Below are 20504 nucleotides of genomic sequence, written 5' to 3'. Positions count from 1 at the left end.
GGTCACTTGATGCCGGACTCCGCGATGCCCTGCACGAACTGCCGCTGGAAGACGAAGAACACGATCATCACGGGGATCATCGAGACGAGCGTGATCGCCATGATCTCGTCCCACGGGTGCGAGTAGGACCCGTTCAGCGAGGACAAGCCCACGGAGATCGTGTAGCTCTCCGGCTTCTGCAGGGCGACGAGCGGCCAGACGAAGTCGTTCCACCGCCACACGAACGTCAGGATCGTCAGGACCGCGACGAGCGGGCCGCACGCCGGCAGCACGACGGTCCGGAAGGTGCGGAACTCCCCCGCGCCGTCGACCCGAGCCGCTTCGATGAGCTCGGTCGGGATCGCCTGGATGTACTGCCGGGCCATGAAGATCGAGACGGCCTGTGCCGCCGAGGGCAGGATCACGGCCCACGGGGTGCCGACGAGTCCGAGCTTCGAGATGATGACGAACTCGGGCACCATGACCACCTGGATCGGCACCATGATCGTCACGAGCATCGCGCCGAACAGCAGGTTCCGTCCGCGGAACGAGAACTTCGCGAACGCGTACCCGGCGAGCACGCTGATGAACACCGAGATGACGACCCCGGCGACCGCGATGACCACCGAGTTGACCAGCCACGTCAGCACCGGCTGGTCCGCGAACGCCTTGGCGAACACCCCGAGGTCGACCCGGTGCGGCCACAGCGAGAACCCCGACGTCTGGGCGAGGCCGCCCGGGCTGATCGCGGTGACGAACACCCAGTAGACCGGGAACACCATGACGAGTCCCCCGAGGACCATCGCCACCCAGATGACCCACCGCGCGGGGGTCATCCGGTCCTGGATCGGTACGCGGCGGTCGGGACGGGTGCGCACGACGCGTGCCGTGCCTCCCGGACGACCGGCCGTGGAGCGTCCGACGGCACGGGCGGGAACGGCGGTGGAGCTGCCGACCCGCTCGACGGGACGCGATGTCGAGGTGCTCATGCCTGGTCCTCCTCGGTGCGGCGCGCGAGGACGTTGCGCACCAGTGTCAGCAGGAGCAGCGTCAGCACGAGGAGCACGCCGACGGCGGACGCGTACCCCATCGTCCCCTGCGTGAACGCGGCCCGGAAGATGTACTGCACGAGCACGGTCGTCGAGAACCCGGGGCCACCGCCGGTGAGCACGTAGATGACGTCGAACGCCTGGATCGAGAAGACCACGTTGAGCACGACGAGGATGTAGGTCGTGGGTCGCAGCAGCGGCCAGACGATGTTCGAGAAGCGCTTGCCACTGCCGGCACCGTCGACGCTCGCCGCCTCGAGCACGCTCGGGTTGATGTTCTGCAACGCCGCCAGGTAGGTCACCATGCAGAACCCGATCCGTCCCCAGACCACCGTGAGGATGACCGTGGCCATGGCCCAGTGCGGCGACGACAACCAGGTGATCCGCGGGAGCCCGAGCGCCTGGAGCGCGGCGTTCGCGATCCCGTTGTCGGCGTTGAAGATCCACGCCATGACGAGCGACACGGCCACGCCGGACACGACCATCGGCAGGAAGTACAGGCTGCGGATGACGCCGCGGCCGGGGAGCCTGCGGTTGAGGAGCACGGCGAGCAGCAGCCCGATCGCCGCCGACGTCGGCACCGTGCCGAGCGTGAACACGACGGTGTTCCACACGCTCGTCCAGAACACCGGGTCGCTCGGGATGTCGGCGTAGTTCTTCCCACCGATCCAGCTCCCGCCGCCGAACGTCTGCACGTCCTGGAACGACAGCACGACGGACACGATGATCGGTCCGAACGCGAACACGACGAAGAGGAGCAGCGACGGGGCGACGAAGGTCCACGGCACGGCGACCGGGACGCGACGCCGCCCGCCCCGACGCGGCGGCCGCCCGCCGGTGCGGGACGACGGCCGCACGTCGACCGACCCGACCACCCCGCGCGCGGCGACCTCGCTAGCCGACGACACGGCTGATCCCGTCCGAGATGTTCTTCGCCGTCTCCTTCGGGGTCTGCGTCCCGATGAAGCAGAGGTCGAGCTGGTCGGCGAGCACCTCGTTGATCTGGTTGAACTGCGGGCTCGTCTCGATCTTCGCCATGTTCGTCGGGATCGTGGCGACCTGCTCCACGAACGTCTTCATCTGGTCGTTGTTGGACCTGAAGTGCAGCGAGTCGGCGTCGAGCGCGGTGCGGATCGGCAGGAACAGGTCGTTCTCGCAGAAGTACTCCATGTTCGCCTGGTTGCAGACGAACTTGATGAAGTCGGCGGCGACGTCGGGGTGCTTCGACGACTTCGAGACGCCGAGCAGGTTCCCGCCGAGGTCGGACGCGGCCTTCTTGCCCTTCGGCATGTACGTGACGTCCCACTTCGATTGATCGAGGCCCTTGCCGACGTCCCCCATGAGCCAGTCGCCGTAGAGCATGACGCCGACCTGACCGGTCGTGAAGCTGTTGAGCGTCGAGGCGTCGTTCGAGGCCTTGATCGTGTTCGACTTCGGGATGAGGCCGTCGTTGTACAGGCCCTGGAACCAGTCGAGCGCGGCGATGCCCTTCTTGGTGTTGATCATCGGCTTCTTCAGGTCGTTGTCGAGCAACCGGCCGCCCATCATGTAGAGGAACGGGAGCCAGCGGTAGGCCGTGTTCGGACCGCCGAAGCCGTAGACCATGCCGTACTTGCCGGTCTGCTTCTTGACCTTGACGAGCAGGTCGTGGAACTCGGACAGCGACCACGCCTGCCCGATGCTCGCCGGGGGCTGCTCGCCGATCGCCGCGAAGACGTCCTTGCGGTAGTAGGTCGCGAACGTGTCGGTGTGTTGCGGGATCGCGTGCGGCTTGCCGTCGAGCAGCGACGCCTGCCAGAAGCTCTTCTGGAACCCCTTGCCGTACCGCGCGGGAACCCACTTCGACAGGTCGATGAGGCCGCCGTTCTCGGCGTACCGGCCGAACGACTGCCACGTCACACGGACGATGTCGGGCGCGCTCCCACCGCTGAGCTGTGTCGTGAACCACTGGTTGAAGTCGCCGCCGGGCGTCTTCTGGATCTTGATGTTCACCCCGGGGTGCGTCTTCTTGTACGCCGCGGCGAACTTCGCGTACGTGACGAGGTCCGCGGCGATGTCCCACGTCGACAGGACGAGGTCGGCCTTCACGTTCTTCGGGACGGCGGCCTCGGCGGCGCCGGACGGCACGCCGGCGGCGGCGAGGGGGGACAGCAGGGCCCCGCCCGCGATGGCCGCGCCCATGCCGACGAACCCACGGCGCGAGAGCCGTCCGTCGTCTCCGGGCTGGGCTTTCTGATCGTTCACGGACGCCTCCTCGAGTCCTGACGAGACCGCCGGCGGGCACGCCGACGGACCACCGGCGCCATCGCCGATGGAGCCCCGCGGACGGGTGTCCGCCTGGGCCGGATGTGGGTCCCGGGCTGCTCGGCTCCGGAACGTGGGGACGATCATGTCCGGCGGCCGGGAAGCCGGTCAAGCGCGTTCGGTAACGGGATGATAACGAATGTAAACGTTACCAAAACCGCTCTCGCGGTGCTACGGTCGCCGCTGACCGACCCGTCCGACCGATGCGAGGAAGCACCGTGACGCACTTCTCCTGGGAACCCTCATCCCTCACCCTGACGTTCGCCGCCGACGAGGACGGGCCGGTCCGGCTCGTGTCGCTGGCGGGTCCGGCCGCTCCGGCGCCGCGGATCCAGGACGACCTGCTGCCCACGCAGCCCCTCGTCGAGGTGCTCGCGCCCCGGTACGGGCGGCGGAACAACAGCTACCGGTTCGACGGCACCGAACTCGGCGCGGGCCTCCGGTACGTCACGCACGTCGCGACGACCGAGCCCGCGACCGACGGACGGCCCGGGTGCGAGTGCCTCGAGATCCGCCAGGAGCACCCCGACGGGCTCGTCGTGTCCTCGCGGTTCGAGCTCGTCGGCGGAGCGCCCGCCGTCCGCACCGCGACGACCGTGTCGCTCCGTGACGGCGCGGCTCCCCTCACGCTCTGGGCGGTCACGAGTCTCGCCACCGGGGCCGTGGTCTCCGAGGACATCGACGACCTCGACATCTGGTCGGCGCGCACCGGGTGGTCCGCCGAGAACCGGTGGGCGCCCACCCCGCTCCGCGCTCCCGGTCTGCCGTCCATCGACCCCGGGGCGCGCGGCGAGACGAGCCGGAACCGCATCGCCGCCACGAGCACCTCGACGTGGTCGTCCGGCCTGTACAACCCCGCGGGTGCCGCCGTCGCCCGGAGCACCGGCCGAACCCTCGCGTGGCAGATCGAGCACAACGGCGCCTGGCACTGGGAGGTCGGCGAGGACCCCGACTGGAACCGGGGCGCCGTGCCGATCGAGGACCGGGTCCGCGCGCCGGAGCCGTACGGACCACCGAAGGGCGACCGCTCGCACGACGGTGCCTACGTCGCGCTGCTCGGCCCCGAGGACGCCGACCACCAGTGGTCGCTCACCCTGACGCCCGACGTGACGTTCACGACCGTGCCCGTCACCGTGACCGTCGCGGCGTCGTTCGAGGACGCCCTCGGGAACCTCGCCACACATCGACGCGCGGCCCGACGACCGCACCCCGTCGGTGACACGCTGCCCGTGGTGTTCAACGACTACATGAACACCCTCGAGGGCGACCCGACCACGGCGAAGCTCCTGCCGCTCGTCGACGCAGCAGCGCGGGCCGGTGCCGAGTACTTCTGCATCGACGCCGGCTGGTACGACGACTCCGCCGGATGGTGGGCGAGCGTCGGCGACTGGCGGCCGTCCACCCTGCGGTTCCCGGACGGCTTCGGCGCGGTCGTCGACCACATCCGGGACCGTGGCATGGTGCCCGGGGTCTGGCTCGAACCCGAGGTGGTCGGCGTCACGAGCACCGCGGCCGAGACGCTCCCCGACGAGGCGTTCCTCCGACGGCACGGCGAACGGATCCGCGAGCACCAGCGGTACTTCCTCGACATGCGCTCCCCGGTGGCACGCGCACACCTCGACGAGGCGGTCGACCGGCTCATCGCCGAGTTCGGCATCGGCTACTTCAAGTTCGACTACAACGTCACGCCCGGCGCCGGCACGGAGGTCGGTGCCGAGTCCGCGGGCCAGGGCCTGCTCGAACACGACCGCGCGCTGCTGGCGTGGCTCGGCGACGTGCTCGACCGCCACCCGGACCTGGTCATCGAGAACTGCGGATCCGGGGCCATGCGCTCGGATCCCGCGATGCTCGGCACCCTGCAGCTGCAGTCCACCTCGGACCAGCAGGACCCGCTCCTGTACCCGGCGATCGCCGTCGGGGCCCTCGCACACGTGCTGCCCGAGCAGGCGGGCAACTGGGCGTACCCGCAGCCGACGATGTCGGACGAGGAGATCGTGTTCGCGATGGGTGCCGGGCTCGCCGGTCGCCTGTACCTCGCGGGCGTGCTCAGCGGCATGGACGACGACCAGCTCGCCCTGGTCGGTGCGGCCGTGGAGGCCCACCAGGCCACCAAGCACACCCTCGCCCGCGCGGTCCCCCGGTTCCCGACGGGGCTGCCGACGTGGGACGACCAGTGGCTGTCGGTCGCGTTCGACGCCGGTGACGAGACGCTCCTGGTGGTGTGGCGCCTCCCGGCCGCGGCCGGCGACGTCGAGCTCGCCCTGCCGCACCTGGGTGGCAGCGTGCCGACCGTCGAGCAGGTCTACCCGCCCGCCGGCGTCGGCGCGCCCTGGTCCGTCACGCCCACCACCGCCGGGCTGACGATCGGCACCGAGGCGGGGAACGCGCAGGCGCGGATGTACCGGTTGACGGTCTGAGGAGGAACGGCCGCGACGGCGGGCCGCCCCACCAGGAGCGGGCCGCCGCGCCCGGATCGCGCTGCGCCCGTCGGCCCTGGACGATGACCGTCTTCTCAGGGAGCCGTCCGGCGCACACCACGCCGCCGGCCCTACGCTGGGCGCGGGCGCCGACGGCCGGTCGCCGGAGGGGGAACACCGCATGTCCGAACTCGACCTCGACGCACCGCTGACCCCGCCGGAGCCGACCGGGCAGGAACTCCAGCTCACGCCGCCGGCCGCCGTGCCCGAGGTGGAGCCGGACCAGGCCGTCGGCATGGTGGCCGTCCCGGCCGACAAGCGGTCGGAACTGCAGGACAAGGCCCGCGCCTTCGCCGATGCACTCGCCGCCGAGCAGCCCGGCAGCCCCGAGTTCACGAAGCGGGTCGACGACCTCGTGCGGATGGGCGAACAGGACATCCGCTCGGCGTCGCAGGTGTCGAGCCGCATGCTCGAGCGGCCCGCCACGTCGCTCGCCGCCGCGAAGGGCCAGGGCCCGGCGGGTGATCCGCAGGCGGCGGTGGCCCGGACGCTGCAGGACCTCCGCGAGACCGTCACGGACCTCGACCCCGCGCGCGCCGAGTTGACCGGCGCCCGCCGCCTGCTCGGTCGGTTGCCGGGCGCGAACCGGATCGCCCGGTACTTCCACAAGTACGAGTCCGCGCAGCAGCAACTCGACGCGATCATCACGGCGCTCGTGTCCGGTCAGGACTCGTTGCGCCGGGACAACGCCGCCATCGAGCAGGAGCGGGCGGAGCTGTGGGCCACGATGGGACGACTCGCGGAGTACGCCACGCTGGCGGCCGCCCTCGACGACGCGATCAGCGCGAAGGCCGAGGCGCTCCGGGCCTCGGACGGCCGCGCGGCGGACGCGCTGGTCGCCGACGCGCTGTTCCCCGTGCGGCAGCGGCGGCAGGACCTCGCGACGCAGATCGCCGTGTCCGTGCAGGGGTACCTGGCGCTCGACCTCATCCGCAAGAACAACCTCGAGCTCATCCGCGGCGTCGACCGCGCACGGACGACCACCGTCGCCGCGCTCCGCACGGCCATCGTCGTCGCGCAGGCGCTCGGGCAGCAGCGGCTCGTCCTCGAACAGGTCGCCGCGCTCAACTCGGCGACCGACGCGATGATCGGCCGGACGAGCGACCTGCTCCGGCAGCAGACCGCGGCCGTGCACGAGCAGGCGACGTCGTCCGGGGTCAGCGTCGAGACCCTCCAGCAAGCGTTCGACCAGGTGTTCGCGACGATGGACGCGATCGACGCCTACCGAGCGGGTGCCGTCCAGTCCATGGCGACGACGGTGGACGCGCTGGGCGCGCAGGTCGAGCGTGCCCGCGGAGCGCTCGCTCGTTCCCACGCCGAGGACGCGAGCCGGACCGCCTGACGCGCGTGGCAGGCCGGGCGGCTAGGGCAGGTCGAGCCGGGAGGTCCGGAACCGGTCGTCGAGGAAGCGCCCGTTGACGAGGAGGGCGTCGGCGTCGCGTTCGACGGCCGCGTCGCGCATCCGCGCGGCCGCCTGCTCGAGCGCGGTGAGCTGCTGGACGAGCGCCTCGGCCGGCGTCCGGCCGTCGGACAGCCGGTGGTGCGCCGCCCACTCCGCCGGGAGCGCGAGGTACGCCCGCAGCGTCTCGGGCAGGTAGTCGGTCGCCGTCCGGGTGACGACGACCTCGGGTTCGCCGGTGCCGGTGACGCGCGGCAGGGCCTCCTGGAGGGCCGTGGCGATCCGGTCGACGATCGCGGCGGCCGGCTCCGGCACGCGTCCGGCGACGGCCGCGCGGAGCGGGAGCAGACCGCCGGCGACGTCCGACGGGTCGACGCGCACGACGTCGGCGGCCGGGGCGACACCGAGGGCTGCGAGCGCCCGTGCGGCCACGGCCGCGTCGCCGGCGGCGTCCGCGGCCACCGCGGCGACCTCGCCCGCGAACGCCTGGAGCCATGCGCCGAGCGGCATCGCCCGACGCGCGATGACGACGCCGCCCGAGACCTGCGCGGCCTCCCCCGTGAGTCGGTGCCGCTCGAGGCGCAACGTCATGCGCGCATCGACGCCCTCGAGCCGGAGGGCGGTCACCGTCCCGGGACGCCCGGCGAGGCGATCGCCGAGCGACCGGTCGCGCTCGACCGAGAGCGCCGCGTCGGCCGCGGGGCCGAGCGCGCGCGCGGCGTTCACCGCGAGCGCCTCGACGAGCGCCTGCGGCTCGTCCGCGGACGGCAGGGGCACCGGGAGCGACACGGTCATCGGTCGGTGAGCGGCAGCACGAGCCCCGGCGTGGCGATGACGTGGTCCTCGCGCAGGGGCCGGACCGCGGTGCCGATCGCGAAGAACTCCGTCGTGTGGCCGCCCCACCGGTGCGGCAGCGACAGGAGCTGCACGCCGACGATTCCCTCGGCGTCGAGGTACTCGGCCTCGGTCTGCATCCGGCCCATCGCGAGCTCCCGCGCGTCGTAGAGGGCCTCGGTGTACTGCGGGATCTCGGTGTTCTGGCCGATCGTGCCGAGCGACGCCATCATGCCGCGGTGGGCGATGTGGTAGACACACGTGCCCATGACGAGGCCCTGGGGCGCGTACCCGGCCTGGATGAGGGTCCAGAAGTCCTGCCCGGACAGGTCCGACGTGAACGGCAGGCCCCGGGTGTTGCGCCACTTGCCCGTGGGCGGCGGGGCGTCCGCGACGACGGCGGTGCCGACCGCGACGAACTCGGCGAGGTCGTTGCCGTACTCCTTGAACTCGATCTCGAGCCGGACACCGACGATGCCGTCGGCACCGAGTCGGTCCGCCTCGGCCTCCATGCGCGTCATGGCGAGCTCCCGGGCGTGGTACATCGCCTGGCTGAGCTTGTCGAGCTCCATGTTCTTGCTCCAGCGTCCGGTCTGGATCCCGACGTGGTAGACGCTCGAGCCGAGGACGAGGCCGACCGGACGGAACCCGGCCTGCCGCACGAGCAGGAACTCGTTGACCGACAGGTCCGACGTGAACAGGCGGCGCCGTCCCTCGTCGAGGCGCGCGGTGGCGTCGGCGGGGAGCGGGACGCGGGACAGGTCGGGTCCGGTGGTGCTCATCGGCCGGTGGTTCCTCTCGTGGTGTCGCGGAGCGGGATCACGGTCGTGACGTCGCGCCGGGCGGCGGCGGTCGCGGAGTGGTCGCGGAACGCGTGCATGGGCCCCGGCGCGATGACGGTGCCGGTGAACGTCGCTTCGGCGTGGAGGTCGGCCTCCTCGCCGCACGGGGTGTCGAACTCACCGAGGCTGCTGCCGGTGATGACGATGTCCGAGCCGTTCAGCGGTGCGGCGCGACGGGTGAGCTGCACCCGGGCGTCGTGACGGGCGGCGTTCACGAGTTCGGTGAGGCCCTCGATCTCGACGTTGCCCGACCAGACGCTCCGCTGTGACTTGAGGAGCGGGTCCTCGTGCTTCGTGGCGATGGAGACGCCGAACGCCATCCCGCGTGGGACCCAGCCCGAGCGGATGAGGGCCGCGACCTCCTCGGCGGTCGACCCGGCCGCCCAGACGTCGCGTGCCGACCGCGCGTGCGGCGAGACCGAGGCGTCGAGCGTGCGCACGGCGGTGCCGGTCGCCGTGAACTCGTGGGTCGCGGTCTCCAGCCGCGTGCGCCGGATGCGGACACCGACGACACCGTCGGCGCCGAGGGCCGCAGCCTCGGCGATCATCCGGTCGAGCGCCCCGTGCCAGGCCTCCTGCACGGCGTGGACGTAGGAGCCGAAGCCGGCGTTCCGGCCGTCGCTCCCCGTGGTGAGCACGGGCGAGGTCCAGGGGACGTACCCGCCGGGCTGGGAGGCGAACGGACCCGAGGCGAAGGGTCCGGACCCGAAGCCGCCCGAGCCGAACGGTCCCGAGCGTCCGAGGGTCGCCGTGCCGGAACCGTTGGGGAAGGCCGAGTACCCGCCGCCGAACGGGATGTTCAGCCCCGACGACCAGATGCCACATCCGCCACCGGCGTAGGCGAGCTGCTCGACCACGCACCCGAAGACCTCGCCGACCGGCGCGAGGTCGACCGCGCGGATCGCGGCCGCGCCGGCGGCGGACAGCAACGACCCGGCCACGCCGCTCGACCGCTGGCGTTCGATGCGGTCGTGCGCAGCGGGCGGCAGCCCCCCGGCCCAGCCGTCCATGCGTTCCCCTCCGTCGGCCCGGTTCGGCGCGCGGACGGCGCGCGGACACGGGAGACCCCGCCAGCATGCCAGGCGCGTGGCGCGCTGGGAACGGCGAGAACGCTCAGGTTCCGGGCAGTCCGTAGGCTGGCGCCGTGACCTCCCGGGTGCGTCTGCTCCTCGCCGCGTCGCACCCGGGTCCGACCGTGGCCGTGACCGTGCTCGCCACGGTGATCGCCGTCGCCGTCGGACACCCGGTGTGGAGCGTGCTCCTCGTCGCGCTCGCGGTGTTCGCGGGCCAGCTGTCGATCGGCCTGGCGAACGACTGGATCGACGCCGACCGCGACCGTGCCGTCGGCCGCAGCGACAAGCCCGTCGCGCGCGGGCTCGTGCCCGTCACGACGGTCCGCCGCGCGGCGATCGGCACCGCCGTCGCCGCGGTGCTGCTGTCCGTACCGCTCGGACTGGTCGCGGGTGCCGCGCACCTCGTCCTCGTCGCCGCGGGGTGGGCGTACGACGCCGGACTCAAGCGCCGCGTGTGGTCCGTCGCCCCGTTCGTCGTCGCGTTCGGGCTGCTGCCGGTCGTGGCGGTGTCCGCCGACAGCGGCCTCGGGCCCGGCGGGATGCCAGCGGTGTGGCCGGCGCCCTGGGCGATCGCCACCGGCGCGGTGTTCGGCGTCGCGATCCACTGCACGAACGTGCTGCCGGACCTCGTCGACGACGCCGCCACCGGGGTCCGGGGATTCCCGCATCGTCTGGGGCTGCACGCGTCGGGCGTCCTGGCGTTCGCCGCGCTCGTCGTGGCGGACGGGCTCGTGCTCGTCGGACAGACGACCGGCGACGACCCCGCGCGGGGTCCGGCGCTCGCCCTGGCGGTCGCGGGCGCGGTCACGGTGGTCGTCCTCGCCGCGGTGGGCATCCGCCTCGTGCTCACCGGTCCCCCGACGCGCACGCTGTTCCGCCTCGTCATCATCGCGTCGCTCGTGGTCGTGGTGCAGCTGGCGCTCTCCGGCGCACGACTCGCGGCGTGACCCGCCTGGGACCTCGCCCTCAGGCCCACCGCATGGCGTAGACGCGGGCCAGGGCGTCCGCGGTCGGCAGGGCCAGGAGCGTCCGGAGCAGGGCCTCCCGGACCGCGAGCGCGGGGCCCGCAGCCGGTCGCCCGAGCGCCATGTTCAGCTCGGCCTGCCGCGCGGCCCGACGCGCCGCGGCCTGTCGGTGCCGCGCGTACTCGGGCCATGGGCCGGCGCTGCCGGTGGCCACGGCCTGGGCGAGGATCGGTGCGAGCGCGGCCGCGTCGAGCCATCCCAGGTTCATGCCCTGCCCGCCGATCGGACTGATCTCGTGGGCGGCGTCGCCGACGAGCACGACCCGGCCCACCCCGACCCGCTCGGCGGTGCGGCGGCGCACCCGGAACGGACTGAGCATGGTGCAGGTCTCCGGGTCCGCCTCGGTGCCGGTGCGCTCCCGGATCGTCCGCGCCAGGTGTGCGGCGGCGCGGGGGTCGGGGTCGTCCGGGTCGAGCGGCCGGCCCGGCGCGCGCGCGTCCCGATCCAGTGACGCGCCGTCCAGCGCGTGCCGGTCCGCGGGGTCCGAGCGGAGCACGACGTACCGGCGGCGACCGCCGGGCAGCGGGAACGACTCGACGACCCCGTGCCGACCGACGTCGACGAGTGCGGTGGTCGCGGGCGACGGGCCCGAGCCGCCGCGACCGGAGCACGGGGGTTCGGCGTCCGCGAAGTCGCCCATGACGTACCGGTCGCGGTAGTCCCGCCCGTGGCTGCGGACCCCGATGCGGTCGCGGACGACGCTCCGGGCGCCGTCCGCTCCGACGACGAACCGCGCGGTCAGCGTGACGGGCCCCTCCGGGCCGTTCCCCTGCGCGGTGACGCGGTCCCGCCGTCGTTCGAGTGCGGTGAGTGTCGTGCCCGTGCGGAGCGATCCCGGGGCGAGGGCCGCGAGACGCTCCCGGAGGATCGCCTCCGTGCGGTGCTGGTCGAGGGTCGCGACGAACGGATGGGTCGACGACGCTCGGGCGAACGACAGCGAGCCGATCGGACGCCCCCCGTTCCGCGCCGTTCCGCGGTCCACCCGCGCCGCCTCCGCGAGCACCGGTGCCGTCGCGCCGACCGCGGCGAGCGCGTCGAGCGACGGCGGGTGGATCCCGATCGCGCGGGAACCGGACGGCGCTCCGGCGCGCCGTTCCCACACCGCGACGTCGACGCCGGCCTGCGCCAGGAGCGCGGCGAGGAAGAGGCCGACCGGACCGCCGCCGACGACGAGGACGTCCGTGCGCTCCTGCGACATGTCGCCGAGCCTAGTGACGGGACCGCACGGCCGTGCCGGGCCGCTTTACCTCGGTGGTCCGGACGGGCTATCTTCAGCCACACGGGCAGACCACGCTCGCCTTCGACCCGTCCGGACCCCGAATCCGGCAGCGGGTCCGGTCCGGACACGAGCAGCGTCGCTCGACCCGTCCCCACACGCCCCGAACCCGAACGGGAGCACCAGATGACGACGCACGCCCCTTCCGTGCTGCCCACGGCCGTGCCGCCTCCCTCGGCGCGCGTGCGTGCGGGCGCCGCGGTGCCGCCCCGGTCCGTGCACGTCCCCGCGGAGGTCCGGTCGTGAGGGCCGCGATCGCGACGGTGAGCCTCGGTGGCGGCCTCGAGGAGAAGCTCGAGGCAGTGAGCGCCGCCGGGTTCCGAGGCGTCGAGTTGTTCGAGCAGGACCTCGTGACGGGGTGGCTGCGTCCGGAGCAGGTCGCCGCACGCGCGCGTGACCTCGGTCTCGAGCTCGACGTCTACCAGCCGTTCCGGGACCTCGAGCAGGTGCCGGACGACGTGTTCCGTGCGAACCTGCGGCGCGCGGAGCAGCGGTTCGCCCTCATGCACCGGCTCGGGATCTCCACGATGCTGCTGTGTTCCAACGTCGCGACGGCCGTGTCGGACGACGACGCCCTGGCGGTGGACCAGCTCGGGGCGTTGGCGGAGCTCGCGGAGCGGAACGGGGTGACGGTCGCGTACGAGGCGCTCGCCTGGGGCCGGAACGTGTCGACCTACGACCACGCCTGGCGGATCGTCCGCGAGGTCGACCACCCGGCGCTCGGCATCTGTCTCGACAGCTTCCACATCCTGGCCCGCGGCGCGGACCTCGGCACGATCGCGGAGATCCCCGGTGAGCGGATCATGTCGTGCCAGGTGGCCGACGCCCCGATGCTCGACATGGACGTGTTGCGCTGGAGCCGGCACCATCGGCTGTTCCCGGGCGAGGGCGACTGGGACCTGGCCGGGTTCCTGTCGCACGTGCTCGACACCGGGTTCGCGGGGACGCTGTCGCTCGAGGTGTTCAACGACGTGTACCGGCAGACCGACCCGACGGTGACGGCACGGGCGGCGCGACGGTCGCTGCGGGCACTCGAGGACGCGACGCGGGTCCTGCGGTCGGCGGCCGACCGGGACCGCGTGGACGCGGACCCGCGGCACGACATGGACGAACGGGGCGACACCGGGCGCGGCGCCGAGGAGCCGGGTCGGTCCTCCCGACCGGCGGCGGTCGGATGGTCAGCGCACGGTCTGGAGGCCCTGCCCGCCGTCCCGGAGCCGGTCACGACCCACGTCGTGCTCGCGCCGGACGCGGAGGGAGCGCTCGTCGCGCTGCTCCGCCGCGCCGGTCTCGCCTGCGTGGGGCGGCACCGGACCGGTCGGACGGAGTTGTTCGAGGCGGGCGGCCTCCGGGTCGTCGTCGACGGCGCGCAGGCCGGGCTGGCCGCGCGGGTCGCGGCGGTCGGCCTCGGGGTGGTGGACGCGGCGGCGGCAGCGACGCGGGCCCGGGCGCTCGGGGCGCCGGTGCTGCCCCACGGGTCCGTGCCGGAGGGGACCGACGAGTACGTGGTGCCCACCCCGGAGGGCACTGGCGTGGCGTTCGGTGGCCGCAGCGCGGACGGGACACCGTCCTGGTCCCGGGACTTCGCACCGACCGGCGAACGGGCGTCCGCGGCGGCGTCGGACCTGCTCGGTGTGGACCTGGTCGGGATCACCGTGCCGTGGGACCGCACGGACGAGACGACCGGCTTCCTGCGGGCCGTGCTCGGGGTGGACGGTCCCGTGGCCGCGGACGCCCCGAGGACGGACGGGTTGGCGCGACGGCGGCTCTTCACGACCGGGGCGACGACGACGTCCGGTGCGACCGTCCGGATCGCGGTGACGACCCCAGCGCCCTCGTCCGACGCGCCGTCACCGACACTCGTCGCGCTCGCCAGCGCGGACGTGGTGGGCACGGTGACCCGGATGCGGGACTCCGGGGTGCGGTTCCTGCCGACGCCGCCGAACTACCACGACGACCTCGCCGCGCGGACCGGCCTGGACGAGGTCACGGTGACGCGGCTCCGGGACGCCGCCGTGCTCGTGGACGTGGACGCATCCGGGACGTACCTGCACGCCGTGGTCGAACCGCTCGGTGGCGTCGTGTTCGAGGTCGTCGAGCGCCGGGGCGGGTACGACGGCTCCGGGGTCGGCGACGCGCCGGTCGTCGCGGCGATGGTCGAGCACCACGGACAGCGCCGCGGGGTCGACCGCCGCGGGGTCGCGCGGCGGACACGTCGCGCGTAACGTCGGGGGCATGACCGATGCCGCAGCACACGACGCCCGCCTGACCACTCCCGACCGCGTCACCATGTACGGCGCTGCCTGGTGCTCGGACTGCCGTCGTTCCAAGGCGTTGCTCGACCGGCTCGCGGTGGACTACGAGTACGTCGACCTCGAGGCGGTGGCGGACGGCGCCACCCGGGCCGAGGCGATCAGCGGCCGGAAGAGCATCCCCGTCATCGTGTTCCCGAACGGCCGGCACGTGGTCGAGCCGTCGGACGCCGAGCTGACCGAGGAGCTCGCGACGGCCGGCGTCGTGGAGCCGGTGGCCTGACCCACGGACGTGGCGCGCGCGCCGCTCATGCGGCGCTCGCTGCCACCGCCAGCCGCGCCCCCGCCGTGCGGGACCACGCGAGCGCGCCCCGCATCGCCGACGCCCGGTCCGTCAGGTCGGTGAGCGCCACGGCGTGCGCGAACCCACGCGGGTCCACGGCGATCTCCCCCGCCACCAGGGCGACCGGGCGCCGTGCGGCCGCGGCGAGCGCCTGCACGACGGCCACGACCTTGCCGCCCGCGGTCTGACCGTCGAACCGTCCCTCGCCGGTGACGACGAGGTCCGCGTGGAGCACGCGGTCGGCCAGGTCGAGGACCTCGGCCACCGCCTCGCCGCCGAGTGCGATGGTCCCGCCCCACGCCAGGAGGCCGAACCCGGTGCCGCCCGCGGCTCCCGCTCCCGGGGTGTCCGGGTCGACGTCGGGGAACATCGAGGCCCATCGGCGCAACCGTGCCTCGTGCACGGGGACGCGATCCGGTGTGATGCCCTTCTGCGGTCCGAACAGGGCGGCGGCGCCCCGGGGCCCGAGCAGCGGGGCGGTGACGTCGGTCAGGATCCGGACGCCCTCCGGGGTCGGACGGAGCGTGGCGCGGTCCACGGCCTCGATCCGGTCGAGCGCGGCACCGCCGGTGTCGTCCGGCCCCAGCGGTGGGCGCAGGCGGAGTCCGAGTTCCCGCAGCACGCCGAGACCGCCGTCCGTCGAGGCGCTCCCCCCGATGGCGAGGACGACTCCGCGCGCTCCCGCCCCGAGTGCGGCGGCGATCGCGGCCCCGAAGCCGTGCGTGTGGGCGGTGTCCGGACGGGGCTGGTCGAGCAGGGTGATGCCGCTCGTCGACGCCAGTTCGACCAGGCCTCGGCCGTCCGGGAGCCGGAGCCACTCGGCGTGCACCGGCCGGTCGTCGGGGCCGCGCACGACGACCGGGACGCGCTCGGCGTCGGGGAACGCGGTGGCGAAGGCGTCGATCGTGCCCTCGCCGCCGTCGGCCATGGGTGCGAGGTCGAGGACGTCACCGGGCCGCTCGGTGCGCCATCCGTGGGCGAGCGCACGGGCGAGGGACGCCGCCGACGCCGTGCCCTTGAACGCGTCCGGGGCGACGAGCACGCGCATCAGGGCCGACCCCGGTCGGGTCCGCTGCCGCCGCTCGCGCCGTCGCTCACGTGGCACACGCTACTGCCGGCGCGCTGGTGCGTCCCTCGGGCGCGCGCTGGTGCGTTCCTCACGCGCGTGCTCGTCTCTCTGACGAGGGCCCGGGACGGTTCCTGGGTCGTGGTCGCCGGGCGGACGGTAGACGGGAGGCATGAGCGACGAACTCGACCAGGCCGACGCACCGTTCCTCGACGCCCTCCGGGACTACCACGGCCGCGACCGCTACGGGTTCTCGCCGCCCGGGCACCGGCAGGGCCGCGGGATCGACGCGGACACCCTCGCCGTGCTCGGCAAGGATCCGTTCCGCGACGACGTGCTCGAGAGCGGCGGCCTCGACGACCGGACCTCGTCGAACGGCTACCTGCCCACGGCCGAGGCCCTCATGGCCCAGGCGGTGCACGCCGACACCGTGTTCTTCTCGACCTGCGGCAGCTCCTTGTCGGTCAAGGCCGCGATGCTCGCCGTGGCGGGTGTCGACGGCGGGATCATCATGCCGCGGGACGCGCACAAGTCCGTGACCGCGGGCCTGGTGTTCTCCGGACTCCAGCCGTACTGGGTGACGCCGCGGTTCGACACGGACCAGCACATCTCGCACCCGGCCTCCCCCGAGGACTACCGCGCCGTGTGGCAGGAGCACCCCGACGCCGCGGGCGCGCTCGTGGTGAGCCCGACGCCGTACGGCACCTGCGCGGACATCGAGGGCATCGCCGCCGTGTGCCACGAGTTCGGCAAGCCGCTCATCGTCGACGAGGCCTGGGGTGCGCACCTGCCGTTCTCGGAACTCCTGCCGACGTGGGCGATGAACGCCGGCGCGGACGTGTGCGTGACGAGCGTGCACAAGATGGGTCTCGGGTTCGAGCAGGGGTCCGTGCTCCACCTCAAGGGCGACCTCGTCGACCACGACCACCTGTGGGCGTGCGCGGACATGCTCATGACGACCAGCCCGAACGTGCTCATCTACGCGGCGATGGACGGCTGGCGTCGGCACATGGTGCGGGACGGGGCGGGCCTCATCCGGAGCGCCGTCGACCTGGCCGACCGCACGCGGGACCGCATCGAGGTGATCGACGGGATCCACGTGCTCCGTGACGAGCTCCTCGGCGCCGAGGCGTCGCACCAGCTCGACCCCATGCGGATGCTCCTCGACGTCCACGAGCTCGGGATCACCGGGTACCAGGGACTCGACTGGCTCCGCGAGCACCACCGCATCGACCTCGGCCTGTCGGACCACCGGCACCTCGGCATCGACATCTCGGTCGCCGACGACGCGTTCACGACCGACCGGCTCGTGCACGGGCTCGGGTCCCTGGCCGCGTCGGCGTCGGAGCTGCCACGGTCGCCCGAGGTGCGGATCCCCGACCCGTCGAAGCTGCTGCTCGAGTCCGTCGTCACCCCGCGCCGGGCGTTCTTCGGCGAGTGCGAGAACGTCCCCGCCGAAGAGGCCGCGGGGCGGATCGCCGCCGAGCAGGCGACCCCGTACCCGCCCGGCGTCCCCGCGTACGTGCCCGGGGAACGCCTGACCGCCGAGGTGATCGACTACCTCAGGAGCGGGCTCGAGGCGGGCATGGTGCTCCCCGACCCGACCGACGGCAGCCTCGGCACGATCCGGGTCATGGTCGAGTGAGGTCCTCCGCTGCGGCGGGCCCGGCCGCAGCGGCGGTCGTCGTCGTCGCGGGCGCCGTCGTCGCGGCGAGCGATCCGAGCAGCGCGAGCGCGGCCTCCGATGTCGACCCCGGCTCCGCGTGGTACAGGACGAGCACCTGACCGTCCGTGCCGGTGACCGCGAGCTTCTCGCGCAGCAGCGTCATCGGTCCGACCTCGGGGTGGACGAGTTCGGTGGGGGCACCCTCGACCGGGCGGACGTCGTGGCGCGCCCACAGGGTGCGGAACAGCGGACTGCGGAGCGCCAGCTCCCCGACGACCTCGACGCACCGGGGATCGTCCGTCGCCGCTCCCACGGAGGCGCGGAACCCGGCGACGAGGCGGGCGACCGCGCGGTCCCAGTCGCGCCAGAGCTCCCGCTCGGCCGGGTCGAGGAACACGTCGAGCAGGCGGTTCCGCCCGGGCCGGAAGCCGGGGGCGAGGGCTGACGCGTGCCGGTTCGCGGCGAGCACGTCGAACGTCCGGGTCTCGACGAACGCGGGGATACCGAGGGACTCGAGGAGCATCGCGACCCCGGAGGGGACCCGGTCCGGTCCGGTGCGACGGGTCGGAGCACGGTGTGCGCGCTGCGCCGCGAGCGACATGAGGTGGTCGGTCGCGGGCGCGTCCAGGCGGAGCGCGTCGGCCAGCGCCGCGAGCACCTGGGCCGACGGGTTGCGGTCGCGACCCTGTTCGAGCCGCAGGTAGTAGTCGGCGCTGACGCCGGCGAGCATCGCGACCTCCTCACGCCGGAGCCCGGGGACGCGGCGGAGGCCGCGGACGGTGAGACCGACGTCCTCGGGTCGGACCTGCTCCCGTCGCGCGCGGAGGTACTCGCCGAGCGGGTTGCCGTCGTCCATGTCCGGCAACGCTAGTCGTCCTCCCGGACCGCGTTCCTGGTCCTGCCGTCCCCAGGAACGCAGGGACGTTCCCGCCGGACGGGCGACACGGCCAGCATGGTCCACGGACGAGGGGACGACCGCGCCAGCCCCGGCCGGCACGTCCTCGTCCGGAGAGGACCCATGATGACCACCACACTCCCCGGCGGCACCTACCGCCTGGCCGACGACCTCGAACTCACCCGCTTCGGGTACGGCGCGATGCAGCTCGCCGGTCCGAACGTGTTCGGCCCGGCCCGCGACCACGACGAGGCGATCGCGGTGCTCCGCACCGTCGTCGAGCTCGGCGTCACGCACATCGACACCGCGGACTTCTACGGACCGTTCTTGACCAACGAGCTGATCCGGGAGGCCCTGCATCCCTACCCGGAGCAGCTGACCATCGTCACGAAGGTCGGCTCCGTCCGTGGCGACGACGGTGCCTGGATCCACGCGAACGAACCGGACCAGCTCCGCACCCAGGTCCACGACAACCTCGAGCGGCTCGGCGTCGACACCCTCGACGTCGTCAACCTGCGCGTCGGGGGCTTCGACTCCCCCGAGCCGGGATCGATCGGGGAGCGCTTCGCCGCGTTGGCCGACCTGCAGCAGCAGGGGCTCATCCGCCACCTCGGGCTGAGCACGGTGAGCCGCGAGCAGTACGACGAGGCCCGAGCGATCGCCCCGGTCGTCACGGTGCAGAACTTCTACAACATCGCGAATCGACAGGACGACGCCTTCGTGGACCTGCTCGCGGAGCACCGTGTGGCCTACGTCCCCTACTTCCCGCTCGGCGGGTTCACGCCCCTGCAGTCCGACGTGCTCGCCTCGGTCGCTGACCGCCTCGACGCGACCCCGATGGCCGTGTCGCTCGCCTGGCTGCTGCAGCGGTCACCGAACGTGCTGCTCATCCCCGGTACGTCCTCGGTCGCCCACCTGCGCGAGAACGTGGCGGGCGCGGCGCTCGACCTGCCGGAGGACGCCGTCCGCGAACTAGACGCGATCGCTGGCTGACCGAACGGGCCGGCGGCGGGTGTCCCGGGCGCCCGGGACACGCCGTCGTCAGTCGGCGCGCAGGGTCTCGCGGGGCGACCGCCCGTACTCGCGGAGGTACTGCGTGGCGAACCGGCCGGGGTTGCTGAACCGCCAGTGCGCAGCCACCGCGGCGACCGTCGTGCCGGAGCCGTCCCGCGCGAGCAGGAGTGCCTCGTGGGCTCGCCGGAGTCGCTCACGACGGAGCGCGGTCATCGGGCTGTGGCCGAGCTGCCGGAGGAACGCCGCCTGCAGACCCCGGGGACTCATCCCGGCTGAGGCCGCGATCTCGTCGACGGACAGCTCTTCGGCGGCGTGGGCCTGGATGAACTGCAGGGCCCGGCGCACGCCGATGGGCGAACCCGCTCCCGGGTCGACCGGCACGGGAGTGGCCTGCCGGTCGACGAAGGCCTCGACGAACGCGGCGACCAGGACGTGGAACGTGGCCGCGCGCACGATCGGGCTGTCGACGAGCATCCCGCTCGCGGTGACCTGCCGCACGTGGTCGGCGACGGCCTGCCAGTGCAGTCGGGCGACCTCGCCGTCCGGTGCGTCGTGCACGCGCAGGGCACCGGGCGGCAACCCCATCGTGTCGAACTCCCGGCGCGCGTCCTCCTCGCGGAGCACGATCTGGCGGAACTCGGCGTCCTCCCAGACCACGCGCTTGCGTCCGTCGCGGGGGAACAGGAGCGGCGTGGCGTCGGACCGGACGAGGGTGCCCGCGGCGGTGCTCACCTCGACCCGTCCGGCGTCGAGCGCGATGACGGACCAGAACGGCAGCGGCTGGGACTCCATGACCAGCCGACCCTGCACGCGGACCCGGGCGACCGCGAACCGCCCCTGCCCGGTGACCTCCTGCCGGAACCGGAACGGCCCGTCGGCGACCTCGACGCGCTCGACGTCGAAGGCGTCCCGGAGCGCGACGAGGGCACGGTCCGCCGAGTCGGTGTCGACACGGACGGACCGCCCGGAGCTGAAGAAGACGTTGCGCATCGCGGAAGGAGGGTGTCCTG

At 73.3% G+C, this 20504-nt stretch carries 17 protein-coding genes; 7 read left to right on the top strand and 10 right to left on the bottom strand.

Annotated features, from left to right (window positions below):
* Window positions 1-2: 2 nt before the first annotated feature.
* From DEI82_RS07500 to DEI82_RS07490, 3 genes are read right to left on the bottom strand one after another with little or no spacing between them, the layout of a single operon-like run.
* The gene (locus DEI82_RS07500; RefSeq protein ID WP_258372001.1) at window positions 3-968 is read right to left on the bottom strand and encodes a carbohydrate ABC transporter permease; all 966 of its coding nucleotides are present in this window, start codon (window positions 966-968) and stop codon (window positions 3-5) included.
* Window positions 965-1936 (bottom strand): carbohydrate ABC transporter permease, encoded by a 972-nt coding sequence (locus DEI82_RS07495; RefSeq protein WP_258370061.1) that lies wholly within the window; start codon window positions 1934-1936, stop codon window positions 965-967. The genes DEI82_RS07500 and DEI82_RS07495 overlap by 4 nt, the downstream gene beginning before the upstream one ends.
* Complete coding sequence (locus tag DEI82_RS07490; RefSeq protein ID WP_111008770.1) at window positions 1923-3272, bottom strand: sugar ABC transporter substrate-binding protein; 1350 nt, start codon at window positions 3270-3272, stop codon at window positions 1923-1925. Before DEI82_RS07490 ends, DEI82_RS07495 begins: the two co-directional genes overlap by 14 nt.
* A 278-nt stretch (window positions 3273-3550) precedes the next feature.
* Here DEI82_RS07490 and DEI82_RS07485 point away from each other — a divergent pair, with 278 nt between their 5' ends.
* Entirely contained in the window at window positions 3551-5749 is a 2199-nt protein-coding gene (locus DEI82_RS07485) for a glycoside hydrolase family 36 protein (protein ID WP_181435140.1), read from the top strand.
* Window positions 5750-5930: 181 nt separating this feature from the next.
* The gene (locus tag DEI82_RS07480) at window positions 5931-7151 is read left to right on the top strand and encodes a toxic anion resistance protein (RefSeq protein WP_111036376.1); all 1221 of its coding nucleotides are present in this window, start codon (window positions 5931-5933) and stop codon (window positions 7149-7151) included.
* A 21-nt stretch (window positions 7152-7172) separates the two neighbouring features.
* On the opposite strand, the gene DEI82_RS07475 is transcribed toward DEI82_RS07480, so the two are convergent.
* From DEI82_RS07475 to DEI82_RS07465, 3 genes are read right to left on the bottom strand one after another with little or no spacing between them, the layout of a single operon-like run.
* Window positions 7173-8003, bottom strand: coding sequence for a hypothetical protein (locus DEI82_RS07475; RefSeq protein WP_111036375.1), 831 nt, complete (start codon window positions 8001-8003; stop codon window positions 7173-7175).
* The gene (locus DEI82_RS07470; protein WP_111008766.1) at window positions 8000-8824 is read right to left on the bottom strand and encodes a heavy metal-binding domain-containing protein; all 825 of its coding nucleotides are present in this window, start codon (window positions 8822-8824) and stop codon (window positions 8000-8002) included. Before DEI82_RS07470 ends, DEI82_RS07475 begins: the two co-directional genes overlap by 4 nt.
* The gene (locus tag DEI82_RS07465) at window positions 8821-9894 is read right to left on the bottom strand and encodes a heavy metal-binding domain-containing protein (protein ID WP_111036374.1); all 1074 of its coding nucleotides are present in this window, start codon (window positions 9892-9894) and stop codon (window positions 8821-8823) included. The genes DEI82_RS07470 and DEI82_RS07465 overlap by 4 nt, the downstream gene beginning before the upstream one ends.
* A gap of 134 nt (window positions 9895-10028) precedes the next feature.
* On the opposite strand from DEI82_RS07465, the gene DEI82_RS07460 reads away from it, so the two are divergent.
* Complete coding sequence (locus tag DEI82_RS07460) at window positions 10029-10904, top strand: UbiA family prenyltransferase (protein ID WP_111012526.1); 876 nt, start codon at window positions 10029-10031, stop codon at window positions 10902-10904.
* 19 nt (window positions 10905-10923) lie between these two features.
* Here DEI82_RS07460 and DEI82_RS07455 read toward each other — a convergent pair whose 3' ends face one another.
* Window positions 10924-12180: an FAD-dependent oxidoreductase gene (locus DEI82_RS07455; RefSeq protein ID WP_111036373.1), complete on the bottom strand. Its 1257-nt coding sequence runs from the start codon at window positions 12178-12180 to the stop codon at window positions 10924-10926.
* 320 nt (window positions 12181-12500) lie between these two features.
* Here DEI82_RS07455 and DEI82_RS07450 point away from each other — a divergent pair, with 320 nt between their 5' ends.
* A complete protein-coding gene (locus DEI82_RS07450; RefSeq protein ID WP_111036372.1) occupies window positions 12501-14483 on the top strand; it encodes a sugar phosphate isomerase/epimerase and 4-hydroxyphenylpyruvate domain-containing protein in 1983 nt (660 codons plus the stop codon).
* A gap of 10 nt (window positions 14484-14493) precedes the next feature.
* Window positions 14494-14793: a glutaredoxin family protein gene (locus DEI82_RS07445; protein WP_181435139.1), complete on the top strand. Its 300-nt coding sequence runs from the start codon at window positions 14494-14496 to the stop codon at window positions 14791-14793.
* Window positions 14794-14818: 25 nt separating this feature from the next.
* Here the strand turns inward: DEI82_RS07445 and DEI82_RS07440 are convergent, their stop codons facing one another.
* The gene (locus DEI82_RS07440) at window positions 14819-15901 is read right to left on the bottom strand and encodes a glycerate kinase (protein WP_258372000.1); all 1083 of its coding nucleotides are present in this window, start codon (window positions 15899-15901) and stop codon (window positions 14819-14821) included.
* 190 nt (window positions 15902-16091) lie between these two features.
* On the opposite strand from DEI82_RS07440, the gene DEI82_RS07435 reads away from it, so the two are divergent.
* Window positions 16092-17564 (top strand): aminotransferase class I/II-fold pyridoxal phosphate-dependent enzyme, encoded by a 1473-nt coding sequence (locus DEI82_RS07435; RefSeq protein WP_111036371.1) that lies wholly within the window; start codon window positions 16092-16094, stop codon window positions 17562-17564.
* On the opposite strand, the gene DEI82_RS07430 is transcribed toward DEI82_RS07435, so the two are convergent.
* A complete protein-coding gene (locus DEI82_RS07430; RefSeq protein ID WP_111036370.1) occupies window positions 17551-18441 on the bottom strand; it encodes a helix-turn-helix domain-containing protein in 891 nt (296 codons plus the stop codon). The two genes, DEI82_RS07435 and DEI82_RS07430, sit on opposite strands and share 14 nt — an antisense overlap.
* A 165-nt stretch (window positions 18442-18606) precedes the next feature.
* Between DEI82_RS07430 and DEI82_RS07425 the strand changes: the two genes are divergently transcribed.
* Window positions 18607-19473 carry an oxidoreductase gene (locus tag DEI82_RS07425; protein WP_220037249.1) on the top strand — a complete coding sequence of 289 codons (867 nt, stop codon included), beginning with the start codon at window positions 18607-18609 and terminating at the stop codon, window positions 19471-19473.
* Between the two features lie 48 nt (window positions 19474-19521).
* Here the strand turns inward: DEI82_RS07425 and DEI82_RS07420 are convergent, their stop codons facing one another.
* The gene (locus tag DEI82_RS07420) at window positions 19522-20484 is read right to left on the bottom strand and encodes a helix-turn-helix domain-containing protein (protein ID WP_111012531.1); all 963 of its coding nucleotides are present in this window, start codon (window positions 20482-20484) and stop codon (window positions 19522-19524) included.
* Window positions 20485-20504 lie beyond the last annotated feature (20 nt).

Source organism: Curtobacterium sp. MCBD17_019 (genome assembly GCF_003234555.1).
Classification (GTDB): domain Bacteria; phylum Actinomycetota; class Actinomycetes; order Actinomycetales; family Microbacteriaceae; genus Curtobacterium.
The sequence above is the reverse complement of the archived record's forward strand: the minus strand, read 5'-3'. Positions and strand labels throughout refer to the sequence as shown.